Below are 23,467 nucleotides of genomic sequence, written 5' to 3' on the forward strand. Positions count from 1 at the left end.
CACCTTCCTGGATGATCTGGTTGGCGAACTGCATGTCGCTGCCGTTGCGGATCGTGACCTTGATGCCGGTTTCCTTGGTGAAACCATCCGCCCAGGCCTGCGTCAGCGTCTCGTGCTGCGCGTTGTAGACCACGATGCCTTCGGAATCGGCGGCGTTCGCCATCATCGGAGCGACAGCAAGACCTGCAGCAAGCGCCAACGCGCTGGTAAGATGAGAAAAGGAAAAAGTCATAAGTCCCCTCGCTAAAAAGCGCCGCCGTTTGCAGCAATGCGATAGCGTATATTTTTCCTGACCGTTTTTTTCAAGTTTACGCTCGCCCTTCTGCTTATCACAAAAGCTTGAGAATAGAGTCAAGTTTTCGCCGAGACCTCTGCAGCAAGCTCGAGCCAGGCGCGCCCGGCATGCGAGAGATAGCCGCCGCGACGCCAGATCCACGCCATGTTCCACTCCATCGCGGGTTCAACGATAAGCGCGTGGCTGATGCCCGGACGTTGGCGCTGTTCGGCAATCAGCTTCGGCAGGAAGCCGATCCCGAGCCCGGCCGCCACGAGTTCGACGATGAAATTGATCTGGCTCGAGCGCGCGACGATGTCCGGAGCGAAGCCGGCGGCGCGGCAGGCGTCGAGGACGATGCCGTTCAGCGCAAAGCCGGTTTCGAACAGGATGAAAGGATTGCTCTTGAGCGCCGCAAGCGAGATCTGCTCGCTGCCGGCGAGCGGATGTGCCGCAGGCAGGAGCACATGGATCGGCTCGCAGCGCACGCTTTGCCATTCGAATGCATCGAGCGTTGGCAGGAGCGAGACACCGAGATCCACCTCGTCGGCAAGCACCATCTCTTCAAGCCGTTTCGCGCCATGCTCCACCAGCTTGATCTCGATGCCGGGATAGCGACTGCGGAAAACGGCGAATACCGGCGCAAACAGCGCATCGTTGCCGATCGGCGGCAGGCCGAGCCGAAGGGTGCCGCGCGACAGGCCTCGCAGCTCGGCAATCTCCGCAAGCAGATCGTCACGACCGGCAAGCATGACCAGGGCGCGGCGATAGACCACCTCGCCGGCATCGGTGAGGCTGGCGCGATGGCCGATACGATTGAGCAGCGGCAGACCGAGCTCATCCTCGAGCTGGCGCACAGCCTTGCTGACGGCGGATTGCGTGGTGAACACCACCTTGGCAGCTTCCGAGAAGCCACCCTGGCGCACCACTTCGACAAAGGCTCTCAATGTTCTCAGTTCCATCTGTATTCCTTATGGGACTGAATTTCATGAAATCAATTCATTTTATTCATACTGACAAAAGATCTATTTTTGGCGCAGTTCATTTTCCGAGTTCTCAGATGCGCATCCGCCTTGAAAATCGCCCGAGATTCAGCCGTCTCGTTCAGATCGTTTTCCTGCTGGCCTTCTGGCAGGCCGGGGAGACGATCGTTCGTCTTGCGCATCTTCCGTTGCCCGGCGCGATCGCCGGTATGCTGTTGGTTCTGGCGTTATTTACCATCGGCGCGATGAACACCTCGAGCGTGCAACGCGGCGCCGAATGGTTTCTGGCTGAAATGCTGTTGTTCCTCGTGCCTGCCGTGCTGGCGCTGCTCGACCACGGCGAATTTCTCGGCATCGTCGGATTGAAGGTGATCGCCGTCATCCTGATCGGCACCGTCCTTGTCATGGGCATTACGGCAATGGCCATCGATGTCGGTTATCGCCTGATGATGCGCCGGGGAGCCTTGCGCCATGTCGGCAATTGAGTCGGTTTCATCCGGCCTGTTCTGGCCGTTGGTCACGATCGGCCTTTACTATGCGTTCAAGGCGCTTCACAGGCGACGGCCTTCGTTGTGGCTGTCTCCACTGATGGCAGCGCCGGCGGTGCTGATCGGCATCGCCCTCATCCTGCACGCAAACTATCAGGACTATATGCGCGACAGTCGCTGGCTGCTCACCCTGCTCGGGCCGACAACCGTCGCCTTTGCAGTCCCGATTTACGAACAGCGGGATCTGATCAGGCGCTACTGGCCGGTCCTGCTTTTTGGCGTGATCGTCGGCAGCAGCACGGCCATGATCTCGGCCTGGGGGCTTGCGAACCTTTTCGGTCTCGACGAAAGCCTGCGCCTCAGCCTCATGCCGCGCTCGATCAGCACACCTTTTGCCATGGTCGTATCCGGCGATATTGGCGGCGTCCCGAACCTGACAGCCGTCTTCGTCGTCATAACGGGCCTTTTCGGCGCCGTCATCGGACAGATCTTGCTTCGGCTGCTGCCGCTGCGATCGGGGATCGCGCGTGGCGCGCTCTTCGGCATGGGCGCTCATGGCTTCGGCGTCGCAAAAGCCCATGAGATCGGCCGCGAGGAGGGATCGATCGCCGGGCTGGTCATGGTGATGGTCGGCCTTACGAATGTGCTGGCCGCACCGCTGATCGCCTGGCTCATGCATTCGGCCTGACCGATTGCGCCGATAAAAAAAGCCCGCGCCGTTCGCACGGCGCGGGCTTTTGCGTTGATAAATCCGGATCAGGTGTCCTTCGTATCCAGTGTCTTGCTGAAGAAGATCGCAACCAGCGTGCAGACGACGCCCGACAGCAGATAGAGGCTCGTATAGACGAGACCGAACTGGCTGGAGAGGCTGAGCGCCACGAACGGTGCGAAACCGGCACCGATCAGCCAGGACAGGTCGGAGACCAGAGCCGAGCCGCTATAGCGATAATTGCGGCTGAAGCGCGAGGCGCTGGCGCCGGCTGCCTGGCCGAAGGACAGGCCCAGCAGCGTGAAGCCGAGAACCACATAGATATGGCGGCCGGTCACGCCACCATCGAGCAGCCAGGGAGCGACGAAGGCGAAGCATGCAATCAGGACCGCGCCGACGGCGAGCTGATTGCGACGGCCGATCCTGTCGGCCAGCATGCCGGAACAGATGATCGCAAAGATTCCGCAGATGGCGCCGAGGAATTCCATCAGGAGGAACGAGCCGGGAGTTTGCTCGCTGTAAAGCGTAACCCAGCCGAGCGGGAAGACCGTGACCAGATGGAAGGTGGCGAAGCTTGCGAGCGGCACGAAGGCGCCGATCAGCACGTCACGACCGTGGACGCGCAGGAGCTCCGTCATCTTGACGGGCTCGAGCTCATGACGCTCCAGCAACGTGCCGAACTCTTCGGTTGCGACAAGGCGCAGGCGCGCAAACAGCGCGACCACGTTGACCGCGAAAGCGCAGAAGAACGGATAGCGCCAGCCCCAATCCAGGAAGTCGGCCGCGTTGAGGCTCGTGGCGAAATAAGCAAACAGAGCGCTTGCCAGCATGAAGCCGATCGGCGCGCCGAGCTGCGGGATCATGGCGTACCAGCCGCGATGGTTGGGGGGAGCGTTCAGCGCCAGCAGCGACGCAAGCCCGTCCCAGGCACCGCCCAACGCAAGACCCTGGCCGATGCGGAAGATCGCAAGCAGGATAATCGCGTAGACGCCGACCTCGGAATAGCCGGGCAGGAAGCTCATCGCCGCCGTTGAGCCGCCGAGCAGGAACAGTGCCGCCGTCAGCTTGACGCCGCGGCCATAGCGGCGGTCGATCGCCATGAAGATGAACGAGCCGATCGGGCGAGCAACGAAGGCGAGCGCAAATACCAGGAAGGAAAGCAGCGTGCCGTGCAGCGGATCGGCGAAGGGGAACATCAGTTTCGGGAAAACAAGAACCGATGCGATGGCGAAAACGAAGAAATCGAAGAACTCGGAGGTGCGACCGATGATCACGCCGATGGCAATGTTGCCTGCCGCGACGGAGCCGCCGGCATGCATGCTGCGAGCGTCACTTTCGAGTGTTGAAGATGTGGGGTTTAAAGATTCATGTGTCACGCTGACCATGTATGGGAGCCTCCCTCTCCGAGCACGAACTCCTCCACGAACTCATGCATAATCAAAATGTTTATCAAACGTGCGAACATATCAAGTGTCGCGCATGAAATAATTCGCAAATTAGCCATCAAACTGGCCCTTCGAAGCCATTGTCGCCCTGTCATCTGAATATGAGAAAAGGCAACTGGTGGTTATTTGTTCCGATCCGGGTATATTAGCCCGGACAAAAGCGAATGATCGATGGAAAACCTTCTGGCTTTTGCAGGGTTTTCCCGATAGGTGGGACCGCATTCCATACCGCATTGCACGCGTCCTTGCTGCGGTGCGACGAAACACCTCATATCGTTCATGACCGCCGTCCTTTAGTCGCGGTAGGGTCGAAACAAAAAGAGCTTTAAGACGTGCCAAGACTATCGAAGATTTTCAGCCGTTTATCTGTCATCCCACTGTTTTTGCTGCTCTCTGGTTGCAATCTCGTGGTGATGGCTCCCTCCGGCGATATCGCCATGCAGCAGCGCGACCTCATTATCATTTCGGTCGTGCTGATGCTGATCATCATCATCCCGGTGATCTTCCTGACGCTGTTCTTTGCCTGGAAATATCGCCAGTCGAACACGCAGGCGACCTACGAGCCGGAATGGCATCATTCGACGCGTCTGGAACTGGTCATCTGGTCGGCTCCGCTGGCCATCATCATCGCGCTCGGCGCGGTGACCTGGATCAGCACCCACCAGCTCGACCCCTATCGTCCGCTCGACCGTATCGCAGCCGACAAGCCGCTCAGCGCCGATGTGAAGCCGCTGACCGTCGAAGTGGTGGCGCTCGACTGGAAATGGCTGTTCTTCTATCCCGATTACGGCATTGCGACCGTCAACGAGATGGCAGCACCGGTCGACCGTCCGATCAATTTCAAGATCACAGCTTCGGCGGTCATGAACTCGTTCTTCATCCCGGCGCTGGCCGGCCAGATCTATGCCATGCCGGGCATGGAAACGAAGCTGCACGCCGTCATCAACCATCCCGGCGAATTCCAGGGTATGTCCGCCAACTATAGCGGCGCCGGCTTTTCCAACATGCGCTTCAAGTTCCACGGCCTGAACCAGGCCGATTTCGACCAGTGGGTCCAGAAGGCCAAGAGCCAGGGCACAGCGCTCGGCCGTCCGGAGTACCTTGCGCTTGCCAAGCCGAGCGAACGCAACCCTGTGCAATACTTCAACGCCGTCGATGATGGTCTCTACAACGCCATCCTCAACATGTGCGCCGATCCGAGCAAAATGTGCGTGAGTGAAATGATGCATATCGACGCGACCGGCGGCGGCGGCAAGGAAAGCCAGGAGAACCGCGAGCGTCTGATCTACGACAACCGCGATGGCGGCTCGGCCGAAGTCACTCCGGTCAAGGCCGACGGCGGCCACAGCATGAACTCGATGCAAGGCATGGGTTCCATGCAGGGCATGGATATGGGCAACGGCTCTTCTTCCGATTCGTCGACCGGTTCGGCGCAGCACCAGGATCATTGATCCGGTGCGCTCAATAACAAGACATTCATAAGGGACAGAGGCAATCCATGTTTTCCAACCCGGACCTCTATAAATTCATCTTCGGTCGGCTGACGCTCGATTCGATCCCGTATCACGAGCCGATTCTCGTCGTGACCTTCCTCGGTGTCGCGGTCGGCGGCATCGCCGTTCTCGGCCTGCTCACCTATTTCCGCCTCTGGGGCTATCTCTGGAAGGAGTGGTTCACCAGCATCGACCATAAGAAAATCGGCATCATGTATGTCGTGCTGGCGCTCATCATGCTGCTGCGCGGCTTTTCCGACGCGCTGCTGATGCGCATGCAGCAGGCATTTGCCTTCAATGGTTCCGATGGCTTCCTGCCGCCGCATCACTACGACCAGATCTTCACCGCCCATGGCGTGATCATGATCTTCTTTGTGGCAATGCCCTTCGTCACCGGCTTGATGAACCTCGTCGTGCCCCTGCAGATCGGCGCACGCGACGTCTCCTTCCCGTTCCTGAACAATTTCTCGTTCTGGATGACGACTGCAGGCGCGATCGTGATCATGATCTCGCTCTTCATCGGCGAATTCGCAAAGACCGGCTGGCTGGCCTATCCGCCGCTTTCCGGCATCGCCTATAGCCCCGACGTCGGCGTCGACTATTACATCTGGGGCCTGCAGGTCGCGGGTATCGGAACGACGCTTTCGGGCATCAACCTGATCGCGACCATCGTCAAGATGCGCGCGCCGGGCATGACCTTCATGAAGATGCCAGTTTTCACCTGGACGTCGCTCTGCACCAACATCCTGATCGTTGCGTCCTTCCCGATCCTGACCGCGACGCTCGCTCTGCTGACCCTCGATCGCTACGCCGGCACGAACTTCTTCACGAACGACCTCGGCGGCAACCCGATGATGTATGTCAACCTCATCTGGATCTGGGGTCACCCGGAAGTCTACATCCTGATCCTGCCGGCCTTCGGCGTCTTCTCGGAAGTCGTCGCCACCTTCTCCGGCAAGCGCCTGTTCGGTTACGCCTCGATGGTTTACGCCACCTGCGTGATCATGATCCTCTCCTACCTCGTCTGGCTGCACCACTTCTTCACGATGGGCTCGGGCGCCAGCGTCAACTCGTTCTTCGGCATCACGACGATGATCATCTCGATCCCGACGGGTGCGAAGCTCTTCAACTGGCTGTTCACGATGTATCACGGCCGCATCCGCTACGAAGTGCCGATGCTTTGGACTGTTGGCTTCATGGTGACCTTCACCATCGGCGGCATGACCGGCGTCATGCTCGCAATTCCGCCGGCCGACTTCGTGCTGCACAACTCGCTGTTCCTGATCGCCCACTTCCATAACGTGATCATCGGCGGCGTGCTCTTCGGCATGTTTGCGGGCGTCAACTACTGGTTCCCGAAGGCCTTCGGCTTCAAGCTCGACCCGTTCTGGGGAAAGATGAGCTTCTGGTTCTGGCAGATCGGCTTCTGGTTCGCCTTCATGCCGCTCTACATTCTCGGCCTGATGGGCGTTACCCGCCGCGTCAGCCAGTTCGACGATCCGTCGCTGCAGATCTGGTTCATCATCGCCGCCTTCGGCGCCGGCCTGATCGCCATCGGCATCGCCTGCTTCCTCATCCAGCTCGCCGTCAGCTTCATGAAGCGCGAAGAGCTTCGCGACCACACCGGCGATCCCTGGAACGGCCGTACGCTCGAATGGTCTACCTCGTCGCCGCCGCCAGCCTACAACTTTGCGTTCACGCCGATCGTCTACGATCACGACGCCTGGTACGACATGAAGAACCGCGGCTACGTCAGACCGACGGAAGGCTTCATCCCGATCCACATGCCGAAGAACACCGGCACCGGCATCATTCTCGGCGTTCTCTCCATCGGCTTCGCATTCGGGATGATCTGGTACATGTGGTGGCTCGCCGCCATCACCTTCGTCGCGATGCTCGTCGTTACGATCGGCCATACCTTCAACTACAAGCGCGACTACCACATTCCCGCCGACGAGGTCGTTAAGACCGAGGCCGAGCGTACGAAGCAGCTCGCAGGACAGGTGTAAGACCTATGACGACCCATACTGCACAAGCTCCGATGGATGGCGAAACACCCGCTTTCTATCTGAAGGAGGAGCATCATCCGGAAGGCAGCACCATGCTGGGCTTCTGGATCTACATCATGAGCGACTGCCTGATCTTCGCAGTCCTCTTCGCGACCTATGCGGTGCTTGGCCACAACTATGCGGCCGGCCCGTCTCCGGCCGACCTGTTCGAACTGCCGCTCGTCGCGCTCAACACGGCGATGCTGCTCTTCTCCTCCATCACCTACGGCTTCGCCATGCTGGCGATGGAGAAGGACAACAAGTCGGGCACGCTGATGTGGCTGACGATTACGGGCATCTTCGGCGCTCTCTTCATCTTCTTCGAACTCTACGAGTTCTATCACCTGATCCTCGACGGCGCCGGCCCGCAGCGTAGCGCCTTCCTGTCGTCCTTCTTCACGCTGGTCGGCACGCACGGTCTGCACGTCACCACCGGTATCGTCTGGCTGATCACGCTGATGGTGCAGGTTGGCCGCCACGGCCTGATCCCGGAAAACAAGCGTCGCCTGATGTGCCTTTCGATGTTCTGGCACTTCCTCGACGTCGTCTGGATCGGCGTGTTTTCTCTCGTCTACCTCATGGGAGTTCTCGGATGAGCTCGAACGCAAACCATTCGCATCATTCCGGCGACGCCCACGGCCACGATCACCATGGTGGCCACGAGGCGTCCCACGGCACCTACAAGAGCTACATGACGGGGTTCATTCTCTCCGTCATCCTGACCGCCATTCCCTTCTGGCTGGTCATGAGCAAGGTCATCTCCGATCAGGCTATCACTGGTGCGATCGTCATGATCCTCGGTGCTATCCAGATTGTCGTGCACATGATCTACTTCCTGCACATGAACACCCGCTCGGAAGGCGGCTGGAACATGATGGCGCTGATCTTCACCGTTGTGATCGTCGTTATCGCGCTGTCCGGCTCGCTCTGGGTCATGCATCACCTGAATGCGAACATGATGCCCATGTCGCCCGACATGATGCGCAACATGCCATGACGTCGAGCGGAGGGCCGTCAGCCGACGGCCCTCCCTCCCCGCCGGCGAAAAATCCGCCGGACGCTGCGCGGCGCCCGCTTCAACAGTGCCCGACATCGCAGACTCTTTCTTCAAGACCACGCGTGATCTTCAGCGAAGCGAATTAGAACCTCCCGAAATCATGCGGCAGCGCGTCCCCGGAGACCAGCGCCATGACAGATATTGCCTCGAATACATCGCAGACCAAACCGCGCTCGACCGTCACCCTTGCCATCTGGGTGCTGCTGCTCTTGCTCATGACCGCGCTGCTCATCGGGCTCGGCACATGGCAAGTCGAGCGGCTGCATTGGAAACTGGATCTCATCGCCAGGGTCGATGCCCGCGTACATGCGCCAGCCAGCCCCGCGCCCGGTCCGGCACAATGGGCCGATATCAACGCTGAAAATTCCGAGTACAAGCATGTCCAGGCGAGAGGCATCTTGCTCAACGACAAGGAAGTCCAGGTCTATGCCTCAACCGAGCTCGGCCCTGGCTATTGGGTTCTGACGCCGCTCAAGCTTGCCGACGACACGATCATCGTCGTCAATCGCGGCTTCGTGCCGACCGAAAAGCGCAATCCGGCGACACGCACGGAAGGGCAGATCGGCACGGAAACGACCGTCACCGGCCTGCTGCGGATCACCGAGCCGAAAGGCACGTTGCTGCGCTCGAACGTGCCGAAGGAAGAACGCTGGTACTCCCGCGATGTCGCGGCGATTGCCGAGGTTCGCGGCCTGCGGAACGCCGCGCCCTACTTTATCGACGCTGATGATACGAAGAACCCGGGCGGTCTGCCGGTCGGTGGCCTGACGCAGATCACCTTCCACAATAGCCACCTCGTCTACGCCATCACCTGGTATGGCCTTGCGATCATGACGCTTGGCATGGCCATTTTCCTTGTCTATTCCGAACGGAAGCGAGCCAAAGCGGCTCGCTAAGCATCTCGCAACAAGCCGCGCCTCGGCTTTGCAAGCTTGCCGGAGCGGCTCAGTTTCTCATGGAAACGGCGAACCGCCCCACCTTCATGCTTTCAGGCAATTTCGGACGGAATACCGCGAAGCTCGTTTTGTGGAATTGCCTATGCCGATCTTGGGAAACGAAGCTGCCAACGGCGTCCGTCGCTGGTCATCTGCACCAGGCCGAACGGCTCGACGTCGATCGTCCAGAATGCCGATGCTGGTGCCCGAAGCACATGAAGGATCGCGGCGCGAATGATGCTGGCATGGGTGACGGCGACCGTATGGCCGGTGCCGCCAAGATGCTCCTCCATCCACGCGCCGACGCGATGCGAGACCCCTGACTGGGATTCACCGCCATGCGGGGCAGCATCCGGATCGGTCATCCAAAGTGACAGGGATTCCGGCTCGGATTCATAGAGGTCGGCGAGTGATCGGCCTTTCCAGCGGCCATAGTCACATTCGCGCAAGGCGGCTTCCAGCGTTGCGTCCATATCCCAGAGGGTAGCGGTCTGCTGTGCACGCAAGGCAGGACTCGTCAAAAGCCGATCGATCGAGCCCAGCGCGGCGCCGGAGAACCTGGCGCGCTCCGGCGCTTTTTCCTCCAGCGGCTCGTCATCGGGGAAGCGGCCCTTGCGGTTGGCCTCCGTTGGGCCATGGCAAATCCAGCTCAGGCGAAGCTTCATAACAAGATATCTCCGCATCTTGTCGCGATTCCACATCACGATGACGCTTGATTGACAACCATCTTTGTAGACAGATATAAACTCGCAATTGCGGGTGTGGAAGCCGGTGAAATCCCGGAACGGTCGCGCCACTGTAATCGACGGGCGGATACCGCCCCCAGAGAGTCAGACCCTTCCCGCAAAACCCTTTCCGCAAATGGAACGCGCTTTTCTTCAAGAGGGAACTACAATGTCCGATACCGCTTTCGCCCCATCCGCGGTCCCGCAGCCGATCCCGCTCGGCCAAATCCTGCCATGGGCAATCTTTGCCGGCCTGCTGATGCTGCTCGCGATCTATTTCGTCGGCGCGGAAGAAGGCGCAACCTCGCTGATCTCGGGCATGTACGTGCATGAATTCGTGCATGATGGCCGCCATCTCCTCGGCTTCCCCTGCCACTAAGGGAATAGACACATGGTTGGACGTCTTCTACTCCGCGGCATGATCGTCGGAGCGATCGCTGGTATTCTCGTTTTTGCCTTCGCCCACACTTTCGGAGAGCCGCTGGTCGACTGGGCCATCGGCTTTGAAGAAAAGGCCTCGCAGGCCGCCGGCGAAGCTGCCGAGCCGGAAATCGTCAGCCGCGCCACTCAGGCAGGCATCGGTCTTTTCACCGGCATCATGGTCTTTTCGACAGCGATGGGCGGTCTATTCGCGCTGGTCTTTTCCTTCGTCTATGGCCGTGTCAGCTCTCTCAGCGCGCGCGGCACGGCGGCGGTACTGGCCATCGCTGCTTTCGTGACGATTTCGCTCGTTCCCGATATCAAGTATCCGGCAAACCCACCGGCCGTGGGTAATCCCGACACGATCGGCGCAAGAACGGAACTGTTCTTCATCATGATCGTGGCTTCGATCGTCGGCATGATCGTTGCCGTCGGCTTCGGCCGCAGGCTGGCGGCACGCTACGGATCGTGGAACGGTGCGATTGTTGCCGGCATCGGCTATATCGTCTTCATCGCGCTGATCCAGTATCTGCTCCCGGCAATCAACGAAGTGCCGGAACAGTTCTCGGCCGTCGTTCTCTGGCGCTTCCGCGTGACCTCGCTCGGCATGCACATCATTCTCTGGACGACCCTCGGCCTAGGCTTCGGCGCATGGGCCGAACGCGCGCTGCCGCAGGTTCGCTATCGCGGCAATCCGGCGCTGCGCCGGGCCTGAAATGATCGAGCTTTCGCATCCCGCGCATTTAACGATGCGCGGGAGACGCCGATTGAAGTGCGGTCTTCTGCTCGCGGCATTCTGCTTTATCCTGTCGAGCTGGCCGATGATGGCGCTGGCTCATAGCGGCGGCTCTTCCGGAAGCCAGGCGGGCATCCCCATTCCAAGCCTCACCCATGGCGAAATGGCCGTGATTGCCCCCTATTACGGGCGGATCATCGCCGTTGCCGAAGATATATCAGATACCAACGAGCCATTCCGCCGTGTTCTGAATTTTGCGCAGATCCAGCGTGCCTATTGTCTTTGGGGCCTGATGCCCGGCAGCGTCACCGACGAAGAGAGCCCTTTCAACGAGTGCTCTCACGCCTATCTCGCCGCCGCCAAGGCGGTCTTGCTGCAGATGCGATCGATGAAAAGCGATAAGGCACCAATCGAAGACCTCGTCTCCGAGGTCGACGCAGCGCTTGTCCGCAACAATCTCTCGCTTGTTCTATGCAAGTTCAGCAACGAGAACTTCAATACGGCGGATTTGATCAGGCCGAAACTGGCCGACATCGCGCTTGATGGCAAAAGCCTCCTTGTCATTCTTTCAACTCTGCTGGCCGTCGCCGCCTCTCTATGGCTCACGATGCGCGCATTGCGCATGCAGGCTGAAGCTTAAACGAAAACACCGCCGTTTCGAGCGGCGGTGTTTTTGTTCTACCAGTCACGGTGGCGGCGCCAGCCGTCTCCACGCCAGCCGTCACGATAATGGCGATGGCCATGCCAGCCCCACGGTGGCGGCGGTGGCGGTCTATCATATCCCCAGCGCCGCGGCGGCGGACCCCAGCGATTTGGACGGCATTCACCCCAAGGGGTAGCGTGCCAGCCACGCCCGCAGGCGTAGTCAACTTTCACGACCGGCACAGCAGTCGTTGCCCCGACAGCGGGAATGGGCATTGCTTCTGCCGACGATACAACCAAGCCACCGAGCAAAGCTGCGATGGCAAACACGGACGATCTCATCTTTGATGGTCCTCTATCAAGTCCCTACACGCTTGATTTAAACCCGAAAGGTATGAACGCCGGCTGAACCGAACAAGGCGTTTTAGCGGCAAAATCAAGATCGGTTTTCGTGCCTTTATCGATCGATGGTGATCGATTTTTGGATAGCGGGTTCAAGGAATGGTTGCAAATCAAGGGGTTTCGACCTCTTACGCGCGTCACGAGAGTTTCATGAAGGAGGCTTACACCAAAGATATTATTAGCCATAAAGGAGTTTGGGATGGTCGACCTCGCTTCAAACAGTTCAGAGGGTGGCACTGCCAATCACCCCATTCATGGTGCAGGTGGATCGGCAAAATGGTTTATGCCGCTCTTCCTCATCGTTGTCCTTGGTGGTCTCGGCTATGTGGGCTATGCGCTGGGTCGCGACCTTGCCGAGGCAGCCGCAGTTCCGTGGATCCTGCTCGGTCTTGCGCTGCTCATCGCGCTTGGCTTCGAATTCGTCAACGGCTTCCACGATACGGCCAATGCTGTGGCGACCGTTATCTACACGCGCTCGCTGCCGGCTGAATTTGCCGTCATTTGGTCCGGCTTCTTCAACTTCCTCGGCGTGCTCACCTCTTCCGGCGCCGTCGCTTTCGGCATTCTGGCGCTGCTGCCGGTCGAACTCATTCTGCAGGTCGGCTCCGGTTCGGGTCTTGCCATGGTGTTCGCGCTGCTGACGGCCGCCATTATCTGGAACCTCGGCACCTGGTATCTGGGCCTCCCGGCTTCCAGCTCGCATACGCTTGTGGGCTCCATCATCGGCGTCGGTCTTGCCAACCAGTTCCTGGCGCCCGCAGGCTCCGCCACGAGCGGTGTCGACTGGTCGCAGGCCAGCAGCGTCGGCATGTCGCTTCTCCTGTCGCCGATCATCGGCTTCGGCATGGCGGCCATCCTGCTGCTGGTCGCCAAGGTGCTGATCCGCAACAAGGCGCTTTATGAAGCGCCGAAAGGCGATGCGCCGCCGCCGGTCTGGATCCGCGGCCTGCTGATCTTCACCTGCACAGGCGTCAGCTTTGCCCATGGTTCGAATGACGGTCAGAAGGGCATGGGTCTGATCATGCTTATCCTGATCGGTCTCGTGCCGACTGCTTTCGCCCTGAACCGCACGCCTGACTACAACTATCTCGACGCCTACAAGGCCGCCTCGACGCAGGTGGAAAGCGTGCTCGGCAAGTATGTGAAGCCGGGTGTGGCTGCTCCTGCCGATCCGAAAGCTGCCGTCAGCGATGCCGTGAAGACCAAGACCTGGTCGGATGCGACGACGCCGGCGCTGCAGGCCTACATTCACTCCACCAGCGCCGAGATCGCCGCTTATCCGAGCGTTGAAAAGCTCCCGAACGGCCTCGTCAGCAACGTTCGTAACGACATCTACCTCATCGGTGAATCGCTGAAGCTGATCGACAAGCAGAAGCTGCTGCCGATGAGCCCCGACGACCTGAAGGCCGTCACCAACTACCACGCCTCCGTCGACCACGCGACCAAGTTCATCCCGCTTTGGGTGAAGGTCGCCGTAGCGCTGGCGCTTGGCCTTGGTACCATGGTCGGCTGGAAGCGCATCGTCGTCACCGTCGGCGAAAAGATCGGCAAGACACACTTGACCTATGGCCAGGGTGCCGCGGCCGAAGTCGTCGCCATGCTGACGATCGGCGCTGCCGACCATCTCGGTCTGCCGGTTTCCACCACGCACGTCCTGTCCTCCGGCGTCGCCGGCACCATGGCGGCGAACGGTTCGGGTCTGCAGTGGTCCACCGTTCGTAACATGCTGATGGCCTGGATCCTTACGTTGCCGGCCTCGATCGCGCTTGCCTTCGTGCTGTTCATCGTCCTGCGTCAAGTCTTCTGATCAAGGCATTTGCCGCCCAGCGCAGTCGCTTCCAAACAAAATGGCGCCCCTGAAAGGGCGCCATTTTGTTTATTCCATCAAAGAAATGCCGCTACGGCACCGAAACGGCGCCGCGTCTTCCGAATTGCTCAGGTCACGGTTTCGCGTCTGCTGCCGTTGGCGCCAAGGCCAGAAAGCTTGGCCAGTTCCGAGCGACGGTTTGCATAGTTTTGCGCGACCATCGGATAATTGGGGGCAAGCCCCCATTTCTGGCGATATTCCTCGGGCGTCAGTCCATAGTGCACACGCAGGTGACGCTTCAGTGTTTTGAAGCGTTTGCCATCTTCCAGGCAGACGATGTAGTCGTTCGTTACCGACTTCTTCAGATCCACCGCCGGCACAAGATTGCTGCGCTCGGCGGCCGGCGCGGCCCCATCCAGAGCGTGCAAGGCTTCATGGATGTCCTTGATCAGCTTCGGAAGGCTGGCCACCGGAATTGAATTGTGACTCACATAGGCAGAAACGATTTTAACACAGCCGTCGAACAATAAATGCATCTGCGGGGGAGTAGGGTTTTTTCTCTCGCTGAAAGAATCCATGTTTTTTTCCCGGATCTCATAAGGTTCCTCGCGCGCCGCCCCGCTCGATTGCTCATGTGTGACGCCCATTGCCGGACGTCACACCGTTTCAAATCGCGCCTACACCTGGCGCGCATCCCCCGCATGATCGCCGGGGCAGAATGCGTCGGCACACCGTGCCGGCGCGATCATAGCCGGTAAGTGTTCACTCCCAGCCCTCCGCCCGCCGCAGCCTGCGGCAGCTCACCAACGGTCTCCGCAAAATAGACCGTCAGCTTATGGCAAAGGGTCGTCAGTGACATACCAAGCATGAATGCCGTGTGCGTCGGATCTCCATTGCAGTAGTCGAGTGTCTGAAGGACAAGCTTGCGCTCGACATCCTCGACCGTTTGACCGACAAGCATTGCCACCGCCTTGTCGATAGGCTGCCGCATATGGCGCCCGCCGCACAAATGGAGCGTGATTTCTTCGATCAATCGGTCTTCGCTTGCCGTTGCGATGACGATATCCGTCGCTTCGTCGTCGAACTCGCAAAAGACATAGAGGTCGCTTTCGTCATCGATCGTCACCCGGCCTGCAATTTCACCGGCTTCATCACAAATGAGAATGCGCGGCGCTGCATCGACCGTCACCGTCAATCCGCTGCGCTGGTCTGACGAGAGAGCTTCGCGAATATGACTTGCCAGCGCACGCAGCAATATTCTGGCCTTCAGATCGCGTGTCGCGCGCAGGGCGGAATCTCTGTAATTCGGCGGAAACAACGGCGGCTTCATCATCAACATGCCGATGCCCGTCGTGGGGACCATATCGTCGAACCAACAACGCTGGCGTGCCGCACGCCGTACACCAGAATTAAAGTCCTTACTTGCCAGAGGATGGTGGACGATCTCATCCAACACCCCGCAGACTTGCCTTGCCTTCATGCCGCCGCAGCTGCTGCAGCGACATGGGTCTCGACAAGAGAAAGCCCTGCACATGGGTTGCGCCGGCGGCACGTGCCGCCTCGAGCTGAGATTGTGTTTCTATGCCCTCGACGATGACCGAAGGTGCAAAGCAGGCCGCGAAGCCCACGAGATGGGACAGGCTGTCACTCCCATCGCGGCCGCGCCGATTGTCGCGCAGGAACGCAGCGTCGATCTTGATGATATCGGCAGCAACCTGCAGCAGCGATGCCGGTGTGGCGCAAGCGCATCCGAAATCGTCAATCGCGATGCGACATCCGAGTGCTCGGATCATCTTCACCCGCTCGACCGCACTTCCGACTAGCGGATGGGTTTCCGTGACTTCTATGATGAGGCGCGAACAGAGTTCCGGCTGATGGGTGATTCGCTCCAGTATGTCAGCGAATCGCTCGGAATGGGCGAGACTGGCTACAGAGAGGTTGCAGCCAAGCACCAGAGTGTCGTCCGTCGCCAGAGCCGTCAGCACCATATCGAGAATGCGCAGATCGAGCGAAAACCAGCGATCCTGACGCTCAAGAAGCGACACGAATGTGCCCGCCGTATGCACGGTTCCATCCTGTTCCGTAACACGGGCCAGGCTCTCTGCGTAGAAAATCTCGGCAGTATCGATCGCGTTGTGAATCCGCTGAGCCGCGAAACCCAGTCCACCTTCGGCGATCGCCTTTAAAATCAGGGCTTTATGCCCTTCTTCATTACGGCTCAGGTTACCACTCATCATACGTTCCCTCAGCAGGGAGTTGAACGTAGGCTAAGTTGCGGAAGCAAGGAGAGGCGGTTAGGAATGGCGCGATTGATCGCGAAGCGTCGGATTTCTTGGTCTCTGAATCCGCTTCTTCCATCTTCCAGACACCCTCAAACCCCGTTAATCGGGGCTCCCTTCATTGAGCTGGAACTATCACGCCGAAGACCATCGCAACCCGGCACCGCACCGCCGTTCGCACTCTTCTTTTATATATTAGTAATACACTAATTACTACCTCGTGGCAAAAGTCAATCGCTGCGCGTTTTTCCCAATGTATAAATTCAACTAAAAACTAGTGAACCTAGTTGATCATACGACGCGAGGCGCCTGAGGCCACCATTGGTTTCTTTGCGCTGCTTCCAGCGCTGCATCCAATACCGGCAATTCAGAATGCCACAGGCGTTCCCACTCGAGGCTCACGACACCAGCATATTCATCCGAAATGAGCGCGGAGCGCAACTCGGCCATCGGAAATTCGCCGCTGCCGGGCACGACATAGCTATAGGGTAGCCGCGACCCGGGTTTGGAAACGCTATCCTTGACGTGAAGATGCCGGGTATTGTGGCGAACCAGCTTCCAGGTCTCAACGGGATGCTGGCCGCCTTTTCGCCAGGTGTGGTGAGTATCCCACAGCAGCGCGCAATCGGGCGCCGCCTCGATAAAACGGGCAATAGGATCCGGATGCACCAGAAAATCATGCGTCTCGATCACCATTTCGGCGCTGAAGCCTTCGCGCTTGGCGACGTCGCGCCACCATTGCAGTGTCGCCAGCGCCTCGGCCAGCTCCGTCGCGTCCCCGCTCTCGCCGCCGTCAAAGACGCGCAGCGACTTTACGCCTGCAGCTTCCGCCCAGGGAAGATAACGCAGAAACTGCTCCTTATCATGCGAGGTGGCTCCAACAAGACGCAGAGAGGTGTCGAAGGCGAAGACACGGACAGGCGATCCGGCCAATCGACGCGCAAGAGCAGAGGGCGAGCCAAATCTTTCCGTGAAATAGGTCACGAGGTCGATAGTACCGCCGAGAGCACGGGTCTCGATGCCGCCAAGCCCAAATGTCTGCGCCAGCGCGAGAGCTTCGTCCAATTCAAATTCGGCGCATCCAAGGGTGGAAAATCCGAGCGTTATCCGTGGTCTGTCTTTACGAACGTCCATCACCACGGCCTCCCCGCTCTTTTACCTGCCTCGAACAGGCTAAAACGTCTCCGTGCACGAGACGATCGTCATCGCCGCAGCGCCACCTAAGTAACTGAACGGATAATTACGAAATGAAGGTATATCGTCAAGGTCAGGAGGGAAATTGACGGTGAGCCGGGATATTCTCTTTGGAGAAAAGGAATATCCTCACCAGACGATCGGGTGCGTCTCTCCGGTAGCGACATTGACGAAGCCTTCAGGTGCCCTTTCGGAGGGAGCAACCAATACCCAACGCCAGGGCGCACAGGTGAGCGTGGCGAAGGAAAGCCGCTCGGGAAAGCCTGGCCACCAGCGCGGCGAGAAGGTCGGCTCATACATCCAGTCGATCTCGGCGCCAGCCTTATACAGCGCCTGCATCTCGGCATCCAGTTCCGCCGCCGAACGCGCCGTCATCAGGCCACCGACTTCATAGTGAACGCTGGCAACGACCTTGCCGCCAGAGACCAGCACCCATCCTCCCTGCTGCTCTTTCAGTGCATTGGCGACCATGGCCATCGCTTCGTCGGAAGAGCCGACCACCCAGATATTGTGCTTGTCATGCCCGAGCGTAGCGCCAAGGGCGGTATCCGGCGTGCGCGGCCCCGTACCCAGCCAGAACATGCGGGCGATCTTGGCCTCGCCTGAAAAGCGATCGACGATCGCAAATTTCGTGACATTGCGTTCGTGGTCGCGCTGAACGGCACCATCACGAACAGGCAGATCCATGGTGATGAAATCATCGGCCCAGTGGAAGGGTCGCAGCAGCGCCGCTTTTGCTGTGGCCGCATCAGACGGGGCGGCAATGCGAAAATCTTCTGCGCTCACGACGCGATCGATGCGAACCGTCTGCGTCGCCCAATCAGGCCAGTCGATCTCAGGGCGAATGCCGACGAAGGTCTTGCCCTCGGATGCAGGCTTGCCATCGGCCCATACCTTGGCGATCGACAGCGTTTTCACGTCATCCAGCAGCACGATATCGGCAAAGCGGCCGGGTGCAATCGAGCCGACCCAAGGCGTCAGCCGCATGTGGCGGGCGGGGTTGATCGTCACGCATTGAATGGCGATTTCAGGCTCCAGCCCATTCTCGATCGCAAGCCGGACATTATGGTCCGTTGCGCCGATCTTGAGAGTATCGCTGGCGCTGCGATCATCGGTGACGAAGGCGATCTGCGACCAATCGGACAGGCCCTTGTCGATCAGCCCCCTGATGACCTCAGGCAAGGAATGCGGCCGAAGTTCGATGAACAGGCCGTGTGTCAGCTTCTCCCAGATCTCATCCAGGAACCAGCCCTCATGATCTGAGGCAAGGCCTGCGCCGGCGAAGGCATTGATCGAGGGCAGATCGCGCAGGCCGGCGCCATGGCCTTCGACGACGCCGCGCTGCTCAAATGTCGCGCGGATCATGCCCCAGAGACGATCGTAAGCCGGATTGTCCGGATTGCTCACCGAAGGCCAATCCATGACCTCGTCGAGGCCGGCCACCATCAGGCTTTCGCTGAGAAACGACTTCTGCTCGTCATAACCGAAATGGCCGCCACCCCACTCGTAAGCAGTTGGCGGCACGGCCGATCCCGGTAGCGGGAAAATCTTCATCGGCGAGCCGCGACGGCGCGCTTCCAGCCAGAACTCCAGATTGCGGGCGCCGTTCACATTGGAGAATTCGTGGCTCGCCTCGCAGGTCCAGGTGACACCATGCGGCATGACGAGAGCCGCTTCCCATTCCGGCGTCAGATGCGAGCTTTCGATATGCTTATGCGCTTCACCGAAGCCGGGAACCGCCAACAGGTCAGGCTCGTGCACGCGCTCACTAACTTCGCCCTGATAGCTACCGGCAGGGCCGACATAGGCGATGCGCCGGCCCTTGATGACAATCTCCTGATCGTCCAGCCAGGTGCGGCTATGCACATCCAAAAGCTTGCCGACGCGCAGCAGTCGATCCGCCGGACGACGACCGAGCGCGGTCAACGTCAAATCCTGGCGGATCAGCACTTCGTCGGCCGCATTGATCAGTAGATCGTCAGGAAGATTTGTCTTTTGGGATGCCATGGAAATAAGCCTGCACTGTATTCGATGTGCCGAGGGTAAAGACGGCCACAAGCGCTGTAAAGCCATTAGGCTTTCGAAGGGAAGATGAATGATCCCAAAGGTTTATTAAAAGCACATCAGCGCAACGCAGCGGCGCAAAGACTATGAAGAAGAAAGGGAAACCGTCACCCTGCCCATTTGTTGGGCTTGTAAAGCCGATGCTCGAAAAATAGTATCCTGCAAGCTTGAAACATAAGTCTGATTTCATTGACCAAAAGGATTTCGAGAATGAAAGCCCTCACCCTTGCCCGCGCTGCGGGATTTGCTCTGCTTGCTGCGGCAACCGCCATGCCGGCTTTCGCCCAGGCAAAGACGCTGACCGTTTCCTGGTGGGGCTATAACGGCGAGAAGATGCAGGCCAACATCATCGAGCCCTTCAAGAAAATCTGCGGCTGCGACGTCGTCTTCGAAACCGGCAACAATGCCGATCGCCTCAACAAGCTGAAGCTGCGCGGCGGCAAGGGCGTCGACGTCATCTATCTCACCGACAGCTATTCGCAGCTCGGCATCCAGCAGGGTCTCTTCCAGGAAGTCGACCGCAGCAAGATCCCTAACATTGCCGACCTCTACGATATCGCCAAGGCGCCACAGGGCAATTATGGTCCCGCCTACACGATCGGCCGCATCGGTATCGTCTACGATACGGCGAAAGTGAACCCGCCGATTAGCTCCTGGAACGATCTGTGGCGTGACGATCTGAAGAGCGCCGTTTCGCTTCCCGGCATCACCACGACAGGCGGCCCGCTGACAATCCTCGAAGCCGGAAAGCATGCCGGCGTCGATCCCTATGCCGATGCCGACAAGGCCTTCGAAGCCATCGAGGCCCTGAAACCGAACGTGGTCAAGAACTACAATACCGGCTCCGAGCTGGTAAACCTGATCTCGACAGGCGAGGCCAAGGTGGCAATAACGCAGGACTTCGTTCTGTCATCCCTGCGCGCGGCTGTTCCGACGATGGCCTGGGCCGATCTGAAGGAGGGCGATATCGCCGTCCTCAACACCGTCAATATACCGAAGGGCTCGGAAAACGTCGAGCTGGCGCACCAGTTCATCAACTTTATCCTGTCCAAGGACGTGCAGCAAGCGGAAGCCGAACAGGGCGTCGATGCGCCGGTTTCGACCAAGGTGGTTCTGCCGCCGGAAAAGGCCAAGCTCTGGACCTACGGCGCCGACATGATCGCCAAGCTCAGCCGTATCGATTATGAGAAGCTGATCGAGGCGCAATCGGACTGGGTCGATCGCTGGAACGAGATCTTCGGCATGTAACAAGGCATGTCGCAACCTCATGCGGCGTTCTCACGGAATTTAGTTGATGAAGCATTTGATGAAATGGGGTTTGGCGACGCCGGCGATCCTCGCCGTAACGCTCTTCCTGCTCGTTCCGGTGATCATTACGATTGCGGCGACTTTCGGCGAGCCCAAGGGGATATTTTCCCCCTATGTCGCTTTCTTTTCCAGCGGCTTTCGCCGGACCGTGCTGTTCCGGACGATCGAGATCGCTCTCATGACAACGGCGATCTCCTTGATCATCGGCTTCATCGCTGCCTATGTCATCGCGCAGATGCCCGGCCGCGCCAAAAGCGTGATGATTATCGCCGCCGTCTTTCCGCTGCTGACCGGCGTCGTCGTGCGCTCCTTCGCATGGCTGATCATCCTCGGCAAGAACGGTATTCTCAACACCATCCTCATGTCGATCGGCGTCATCAGCGAGCCTTTGTCGATGCTTTACACCGAAGGCTCGGTGATCGTCGCGATGGTCTATCTCTTCGTGCCCTTGATGATCCTGACGCTCGTCGGCGTGCTTGAGGGCATACCGCAGGATCTTATCCAGGCGGCGACATCGCTCGGCGCGACGCCGGCCGCGACCTTCCGTCAGGTCATCCTGCCGCTCGCAACGCCTGGCCTCATCGTCGGCGCCGTGCTTGTCTTCACCGGCAGCTTCACCTCCTACGCGACGCCACAGCTGCTCGGCGGCGAAAAGCAGATGATGATGGGCACCTTTCTCTATCAGCGCGCCATGGTCACTTTCGACTGGGTCGGCGCCTCGACGATCGCCGCCATCATGGTTGTCGTGACGATCGGCATTGTCGCCATCATGAGCCGCCTCGCACGGCGGCTGAATCCGATGGCGGTGTGACCATGACAAAATCCGTCCATCCCGCACTCATCGCTTTCACCGCCCTCATCTTCCTGTTCCTGCTGGCGCCGCTCGTCATCATCATCGGCGCCGCCTTCAGTAACACCACCTATCTCACCTTCCCGCCACAGGGTCTGACGCTGCACTGGTTCTCTAATATCTTCCAGATAGAGGCCTTCCGTACGACGGCGATCACAAGCCTGGAGCTGGCTTTTCTCGGGACCGCGCTCTCGCTCTTGATCGGCGTGCCCGCAGCCTATGCCATCAGCCGCTACCGGGTCGAGTTGCCGCGCTGGCTTTCGACGCTCTTCGTCCTGCCGATCCTTGTTCCGGAAATCGTCTTCGGCTTTTCGCTAATGAAGTCGATCACAATCGGCCTCGGACTGCCGATCTTTCCGAGCCTCCTGATCGGCCACGCGCTGCTGGTGCTGCCCTATTCGGTGCGTGTCGTCAGCGCCAGCCTCGCGAGCTTCGATTTCTCGATCGAGGAAGCCGCGATCAGCCTTGGCTGCCCGCCTCTTAGGACGTTTCTGACTGTCGTGCTGCCGAATATCCGCGCCGGCGTCATAGCCGCCTTCATTCTTGCGTTTATAACGTCGATCAACGACGTCTCGGTCTCGGTGTTCCTCACCGGACCCGGCATTTCCACCCTTCCGATCCAGATCCTTGCCCATATGGAGCAGTTCTTCGACCCGACCATTGCCTCGGTTTCCGTACTGCTGATGCTCGTGACCGTCGCCGTGATGGCGATCGTCGAAGCCACCCTGGGCCTCACCTTCCTGACAAAGTAGCCGGCCATGACCGTATCGCTCTCCATCAATTCCATCAGCGCCCATTACGGCAAGACGGCCGTATTGCAGGATCTCTCGCTTTCTGTCGCGGCCGGCGAACTGGTCTCGCTGCTCGGCTCCAGCGGCTGCGGCAAGACGACGACTTTGCGCCTCGTCGCCGGCTTTCTGCAGCCGACGAGCGGCACGATCAAGCTTGGCAACCGCGATCTGACGACGCTGCCGGCGCATGCCAGAGATATCGGCCTGGTGTTTCAGAACTACGCACTGTTTCCACATCTGACGGTGCTGGAAAACGTCGCCTTCGGGCTCAAGCAGCGCCGGATGCCGACGCAGGAGCGCCGTCAGAGGGCAGCTGCAATGCTAGAGCGTGTCGGTCTTTCCGGCCTCGGCGACCGGCTTCCATCCGCACTTTCCGGAGGCCAGAAGCAGCGCGTTGCGCTCGCCCGCGCCCTCGTCATAGAACCGCCGCTCCTGATGTTCGACGAGCCGCTCTCCAATCTCGATGCAAAGCTGCGGGTCGACATGCGCGTCGAAATCCGCCAGCTGCAGCGCGCCAACGGCACGACATCACTTTACGTGACCCACGATCAGGAAGAAGCCTTCTCGATCTCCGATCGCGTTGCGATCATGAATGCCGGCCGCATCATGCAGCTCGATACGCCAGAGATCCTCTACCGCAAACCTGCCAACAGCTTTGTGGCGCGCTTCGTCGGCTTTGAAAACCTGCTGCCTTTACGTGTCATCGACCGCGCGGGTTCGTTGGTTACGGCGGAGACATTTGGCGGCGGGCAGATCAGGCTATCTCAGGATGACTTCGGGGCCATTCCCGAGAATTTTGTACTTGGTTGCCGTGCGG

23 protein-coding genes and 1 pseudogene are annotated in these 23,467 nt (G+C 59.3%); 15 read left to right on the plus strand and 9 right to left on the minus strand.

All coding sequences use genetic code 11. From position 1 onward, the window contains the following. Both HGP17_RS33055 and HGP17_RS33060 read right to left on the minus strand, forming a co-directional pair. Nucleotides 1-232 (minus strand): annotated as a pseudogene (locus tag HGP17_RS33055) (iron ABC transporter substrate-binding protein); the annotation flags it as partial. A 119-nt stretch (nt 233-351) separates the two neighbouring features. Continuing rightward, nucleotides 352-1,236 (minus strand): LysR family transcriptional regulator, encoded by an 885-nt coding sequence (locus tag HGP17_RS33060; protein WP_168816238.1) that lies wholly within the window; start codon nt 1,234-1,236, stop codon nt 352-354. Nucleotides 1,237-1,334: 98 nt separating this feature from the next. On the opposite strand from HGP17_RS33060, the gene HGP17_RS33065 reads away from it, so the two are divergent. Together HGP17_RS33065 and HGP17_RS33070 are read left to right on the plus strand one after the other, a co-directional pair. Then, the gene (locus HGP17_RS33065; RefSeq protein ID WP_168816240.1) at nt 1,335-1,742 is read left to right on the plus strand and encodes a CidA/LrgA family protein; all 408 of its coding nucleotides are present in this window, start codon (nt 1,335-1,337) and stop codon (nt 1,740-1,742) included. After that, nucleotides 1,729-2,433, plus strand: a complete 705-nt coding sequence (locus HGP17_RS33070; RefSeq protein WP_168816242.1) for an LrgB family protein — start codon at nt 1,729-1,731, stop codon at nt 2,431-2,433. Before HGP17_RS33065 ends, HGP17_RS33070 begins: the two co-directional genes overlap by 14 nt. A 68-nt stretch (nt 2,434-2,501) precedes the next feature. On the opposite strand, the gene HGP17_RS33075 is transcribed toward HGP17_RS33070, so the two are convergent. Further along, nucleotides 2,502-3,839, minus strand: a complete 1,338-nt coding sequence (locus tag HGP17_RS33075) for an MFS transporter (protein WP_168816244.1) — start codon at nt 3,837-3,839, stop codon at nt 2,502-2,504. A 392-nt stretch (nt 3,840-4,231) separates the two neighbouring features. Between HGP17_RS33075 and cyoA the strand changes: the two genes are divergently transcribed. The 5 genes from cyoA (at nt 4,232) to HGP17_RS33100 (ending at nt 9,393) form a co-directional block, all read left to right on the plus strand. After that, nucleotides 4,232-5,350 (plus strand): ubiquinol oxidase subunit II, encoded by a 1,119-nt coding sequence (gene cyoA, locus HGP17_RS33080; protein WP_168816246.1) that lies wholly within the window; start codon nt 4,232-4,234, stop codon nt 5,348-5,350. A 47-nt stretch (nt 5,351-5,397) separates the two neighbouring features. Further along, entirely contained in the window at nt 5,398-7,401 is a 2,004-nt protein-coding gene (gene cyoB / locus HGP17_RS33085) for a cytochrome o ubiquinol oxidase subunit I (RefSeq protein WP_168816248.1), read from the plus strand. A gap of 5 nt (nt 7,402-7,406) precedes the next feature. Then, entirely contained in the window at nt 7,407-8,036 is a 630-nt protein-coding gene (gene cyoC, locus HGP17_RS33090) for a cytochrome o ubiquinol oxidase subunit III (protein WP_168816250.1), read from the plus strand. Further along, nucleotides 8,033-8,437 carry a cytochrome o ubiquinol oxidase subunit IV gene (cyoD, locus tag HGP17_RS33095; protein ID WP_168816252.1) on the plus strand — a complete coding sequence of 135 codons (405 nt, stop codon included), beginning with the start codon at nt 8,033-8,035 and terminating at the stop codon, nt 8,435-8,437. Before cyoC ends, cyoD begins: the two co-directional genes overlap by 4 nt. A gap of 191 nt (nt 8,438-8,628) precedes the next feature. Beyond that, entirely contained in the window at nt 8,629-9,393 is a 765-nt protein-coding gene (locus HGP17_RS33100) for an SURF1 family protein (RefSeq protein WP_168816254.1), read from the plus strand. Between the two features lie 140 nt (nt 9,394-9,533). Here the strand turns inward: HGP17_RS33100 and HGP17_RS33105 are convergent, their stop codons facing one another. Beyond that, entirely contained in the window at nt 9,534-10,097 is a 564-nt protein-coding gene (locus HGP17_RS33105; protein WP_168816257.1) for a histidine phosphatase family protein, read from the minus strand. Nucleotides 10,098-10,326: 229 nt separating this feature from the next. On the opposite strand from HGP17_RS33105, the gene HGP17_RS33110 reads away from it, so the two are divergent. From HGP17_RS33110 to HGP17_RS33125, 4 genes are all read left to right on the plus strand, one after another. After that, nucleotides 10,327-10,536 carry a CbtB domain-containing protein gene (locus HGP17_RS33110; protein ID WP_168816259.1) on the plus strand — a complete coding sequence of 70 codons (210 nt, stop codon included), beginning with the start codon at nt 10,327-10,329 and terminating at the stop codon, nt 10,534-10,536. A 12-nt stretch (nt 10,537-10,548) separates the two neighbouring features. After that, on the plus strand, nt 10,549-11,292 hold the full coding sequence (locus HGP17_RS33115) for a CbtA family protein (RefSeq protein WP_168816261.1): 744 nt from the start codon (nt 10,549-10,551) through the stop codon (nt 11,290-11,292). A gap of 34 nt (nt 11,293-11,326) precedes the next feature. Continuing rightward, nucleotides 11,327-11,953, plus strand: coding sequence for a hypothetical protein (locus HGP17_RS33120; protein ID WP_168816263.1), 627 nt, complete (start codon nt 11,327-11,329; stop codon nt 11,951-11,953). Nucleotides 11,954-12,556: 603 nt separating this feature from the next. Further along, nucleotides 12,557-14,164: an inorganic phosphate transporter gene (locus HGP17_RS33125; protein ID WP_168816265.1), complete on the plus strand. Its 1,608-nt coding sequence runs from the start codon at nt 12,557-12,559 to the stop codon at nt 14,162-14,164. 128 nt (nt 14,165-14,292) lie between these two features. On the opposite strand, the gene HGP17_RS33130 is transcribed toward HGP17_RS33125, so the two are convergent. The 5 genes from HGP17_RS33130 to HGP17_RS33150 all read right to left on the minus strand — a co-directional run bounded on the left by HGP17_RS33130 (nt 14,293) and on the right by HGP17_RS33150 (nt 19,644). Further along, the gene (locus HGP17_RS33130; protein WP_168816267.1) at nt 14,293-14,742 is read right to left on the minus strand and encodes a MucR family transcriptional regulator; all 450 of its coding nucleotides are present in this window, start codon (nt 14,740-14,742) and stop codon (nt 14,293-14,295) included. Between the two features lie 167 nt (nt 14,743-14,909). Next, on the minus strand, nt 14,910-15,527 hold the full coding sequence (locus HGP17_RS33135; protein ID WP_246704329.1) for a helix-turn-helix domain-containing protein: 618 nt from the start codon (nt 15,525-15,527) through the stop codon (nt 14,910-14,912). An 82-nt stretch (nt 15,528-15,609) separates the two neighbouring features. Then, nucleotides 15,610-16,398, minus strand: a complete 789-nt coding sequence (locus HGP17_RS33140) for an EAL domain-containing protein (RefSeq protein ID WP_168816270.1) — start codon at nt 16,396-16,398, stop codon at nt 15,610-15,612. Between the two features lie 336 nt (nt 16,399-16,734). Continuing rightward, entirely contained in the window at nt 16,735-17,577 is an 843-nt protein-coding gene (locus tag HGP17_RS33145; RefSeq protein ID WP_205926244.1) for a TIM barrel protein, read from the minus strand. Nucleotides 17,578-17,766: 189 nt separating this feature from the next. Further along, nucleotides 17,767-19,644, minus strand: coding sequence for an adenine deaminase C-terminal domain-containing protein (locus HGP17_RS33150; protein WP_168816274.1), 1,878 nt, complete (start codon nt 19,642-19,644; stop codon nt 17,767-17,769). Between the two features lie 327 nt (nt 19,645-19,971). Here HGP17_RS33150 and HGP17_RS33155 point away from each other — a divergent pair, with 327 nt between their 5' ends. The 4 genes from HGP17_RS33155 to HGP17_RS33170 all read left to right on the plus strand — a co-directional run. Next, nucleotides 19,972-20,949: an ABC transporter substrate-binding protein gene (locus tag HGP17_RS33155; RefSeq protein WP_246704331.1), complete on the plus strand. Its 978-nt coding sequence runs from the start codon at nt 19,972-19,974 to the stop codon at nt 20,947-20,949. A 46-nt stretch (nt 20,950-20,995) separates the two neighbouring features. Further along, nucleotides 20,996-21,820 (plus strand): ABC transporter permease, encoded by an 825-nt coding sequence (locus HGP17_RS33160; protein WP_168816278.1) that lies wholly within the window; start codon nt 20,996-20,998, stop codon nt 21,818-21,820. A gap of 2 nt (nt 21,821-21,822) precedes the next feature. Next, nucleotides 21,823-22,611, plus strand: coding sequence for an ABC transporter permease (locus tag HGP17_RS33165; protein ID WP_168816281.1), 789 nt, complete (start codon nt 21,823-21,825; stop codon nt 22,609-22,611). Between the two features lie 6 nt (nt 22,612-22,617). Continuing rightward, nucleotides 22,618-23,467, plus strand: an 850-nt coding sequence (locus HGP17_RS33170; RefSeq protein WP_168816283.1) for an ABC transporter ATP-binding protein, incomplete at its 3' end; no start/stop codon positions are given.

Origin of the sequence: Rhizobium sp. P38BS-XIX (assembly GCF_012641435.1) — a bacterium.
GTDB lineage: Bacteria > Pseudomonadota > Alphaproteobacteria > Rhizobiales > Rhizobiaceae > Rhizobium.

Coding starts and splice junctions, on each gene's coding strand:
- HGP17_RS33065 (WP_168816240.1), top strand. CDS start 1,335: ATGCGCATCCGCCTTGAAAATCGCCCGAGATTCAGCCGTCTCGTTCAG.
- HGP17_RS33135 (WP_246704329.1), bottom strand. CDS start 15,527: ATGGTCCCCACGACGGGCATCGGCATGTTGATGATGAAGCCGCCGTTG.
- HGP17_RS33145 (WP_205926244.1), bottom strand. CDS start 17,577: ATGGACGTTCGTAAAGACAGACCACGGATAACGCTCGGATTTTCCACC.
- HGP17_RS33105 (WP_168816257.1), bottom strand. CDS start 10,097: ATGAAGCTTCGCCTGAGCTGGATTTGCCATGGCCCAACGGAGGCCAAC.
- HGP17_RS33160 (WP_168816278.1), top strand. CDS start 20,996: ATGAAGCATTTGATGAAATGGGGTTTGGCGACGCCGGCGATCCTCGCC.
- HGP17_RS33130 (WP_168816267.1), bottom strand. CDS start 14,742: ATGGATTCTTTCAGCGAGAGAAAAAACCCTACTCCCCCGCAGATGCAT.
- HGP17_RS33115 (WP_168816261.1), top strand. CDS start 10,549: ATGGTTGGACGTCTTCTACTCCGCGGCATGATCGTCGGAGCGATCGCT.
- cyoB (WP_168816248.1), top strand. CDS start 5,398: ATGTTTTCCAACCCGGACCTCTATAAATTCATCTTCGGTCGGCTGACG.
- HGP17_RS33150 (WP_168816274.1), bottom strand. CDS start 19,644: ATGGCATCCCAAAAGACAAATCTTCCTGACGATCTACTGATCAATGCG.
- HGP17_RS33165 (WP_168816281.1), top strand. CDS start 21,823: ATGACAAAATCCGTCCATCCCGCACTCATCGCTTTCACCGCCCTCATC.
- HGP17_RS33155 (WP_246704331.1), top strand. CDS start 19,972: ATGCCGGCTTTCGCCCAGGCAAAGACGCTGACCGTTTCCTGGTGGGGC.
- HGP17_RS33060 (WP_168816238.1), bottom strand. CDS start 1,236: ATGGAACTGAGAACATTGAGAGCCTTTGTCGAAGTGGTGCGCCAGGGT.
- HGP17_RS33125 (WP_168816265.1), top strand. CDS start 12,557: ATGGTCGACCTCGCTTCAAACAGTTCAGAGGGTGGCACTGCCAATCAC.
- HGP17_RS33075 (WP_168816244.1), bottom strand. CDS start 3,839: ATGGTCAGCGTGACACATGAATCTTTAAACCCCACATCTTCAACACTC.
- cyoD (WP_168816252.1), top strand. CDS start 8,033: ATGAGCTCGAACGCAAACCATTCGCATCATTCCGGCGACGCCCACGGC.
- HGP17_RS33100 (WP_168816254.1), top strand. CDS start 8,629: ATGACAGATATTGCCTCGAATACATCGCAGACCAAACCGCGCTCGACC.
- HGP17_RS33070 (WP_168816242.1), top strand. CDS start 1,729: ATGTCGGCAATTGAGTCGGTTTCATCCGGCCTGTTCTGGCCGTTGGTC.
- cyoC (WP_168816250.1), top strand. CDS start 7,407: ATGACGACCCATACTGCACAAGCTCCGATGGATGGCGAAACACCCGCT.
- HGP17_RS33110 (WP_168816259.1), top strand. CDS start 10,327: ATGTCCGATACCGCTTTCGCCCCATCCGCGGTCCCGCAGCCGATCCCG.
- HGP17_RS33120 (WP_168816263.1), top strand. CDS start 11,327: ATGCGCGGGAGACGCCGATTGAAGTGCGGTCTTCTGCTCGCGGCATTC.
- HGP17_RS33140 (WP_168816270.1), bottom strand. CDS start 16,398: ATGAGTGGTAACCTGAGCCGTAATGAAGAAGGGCATAAAGCCCTGATT.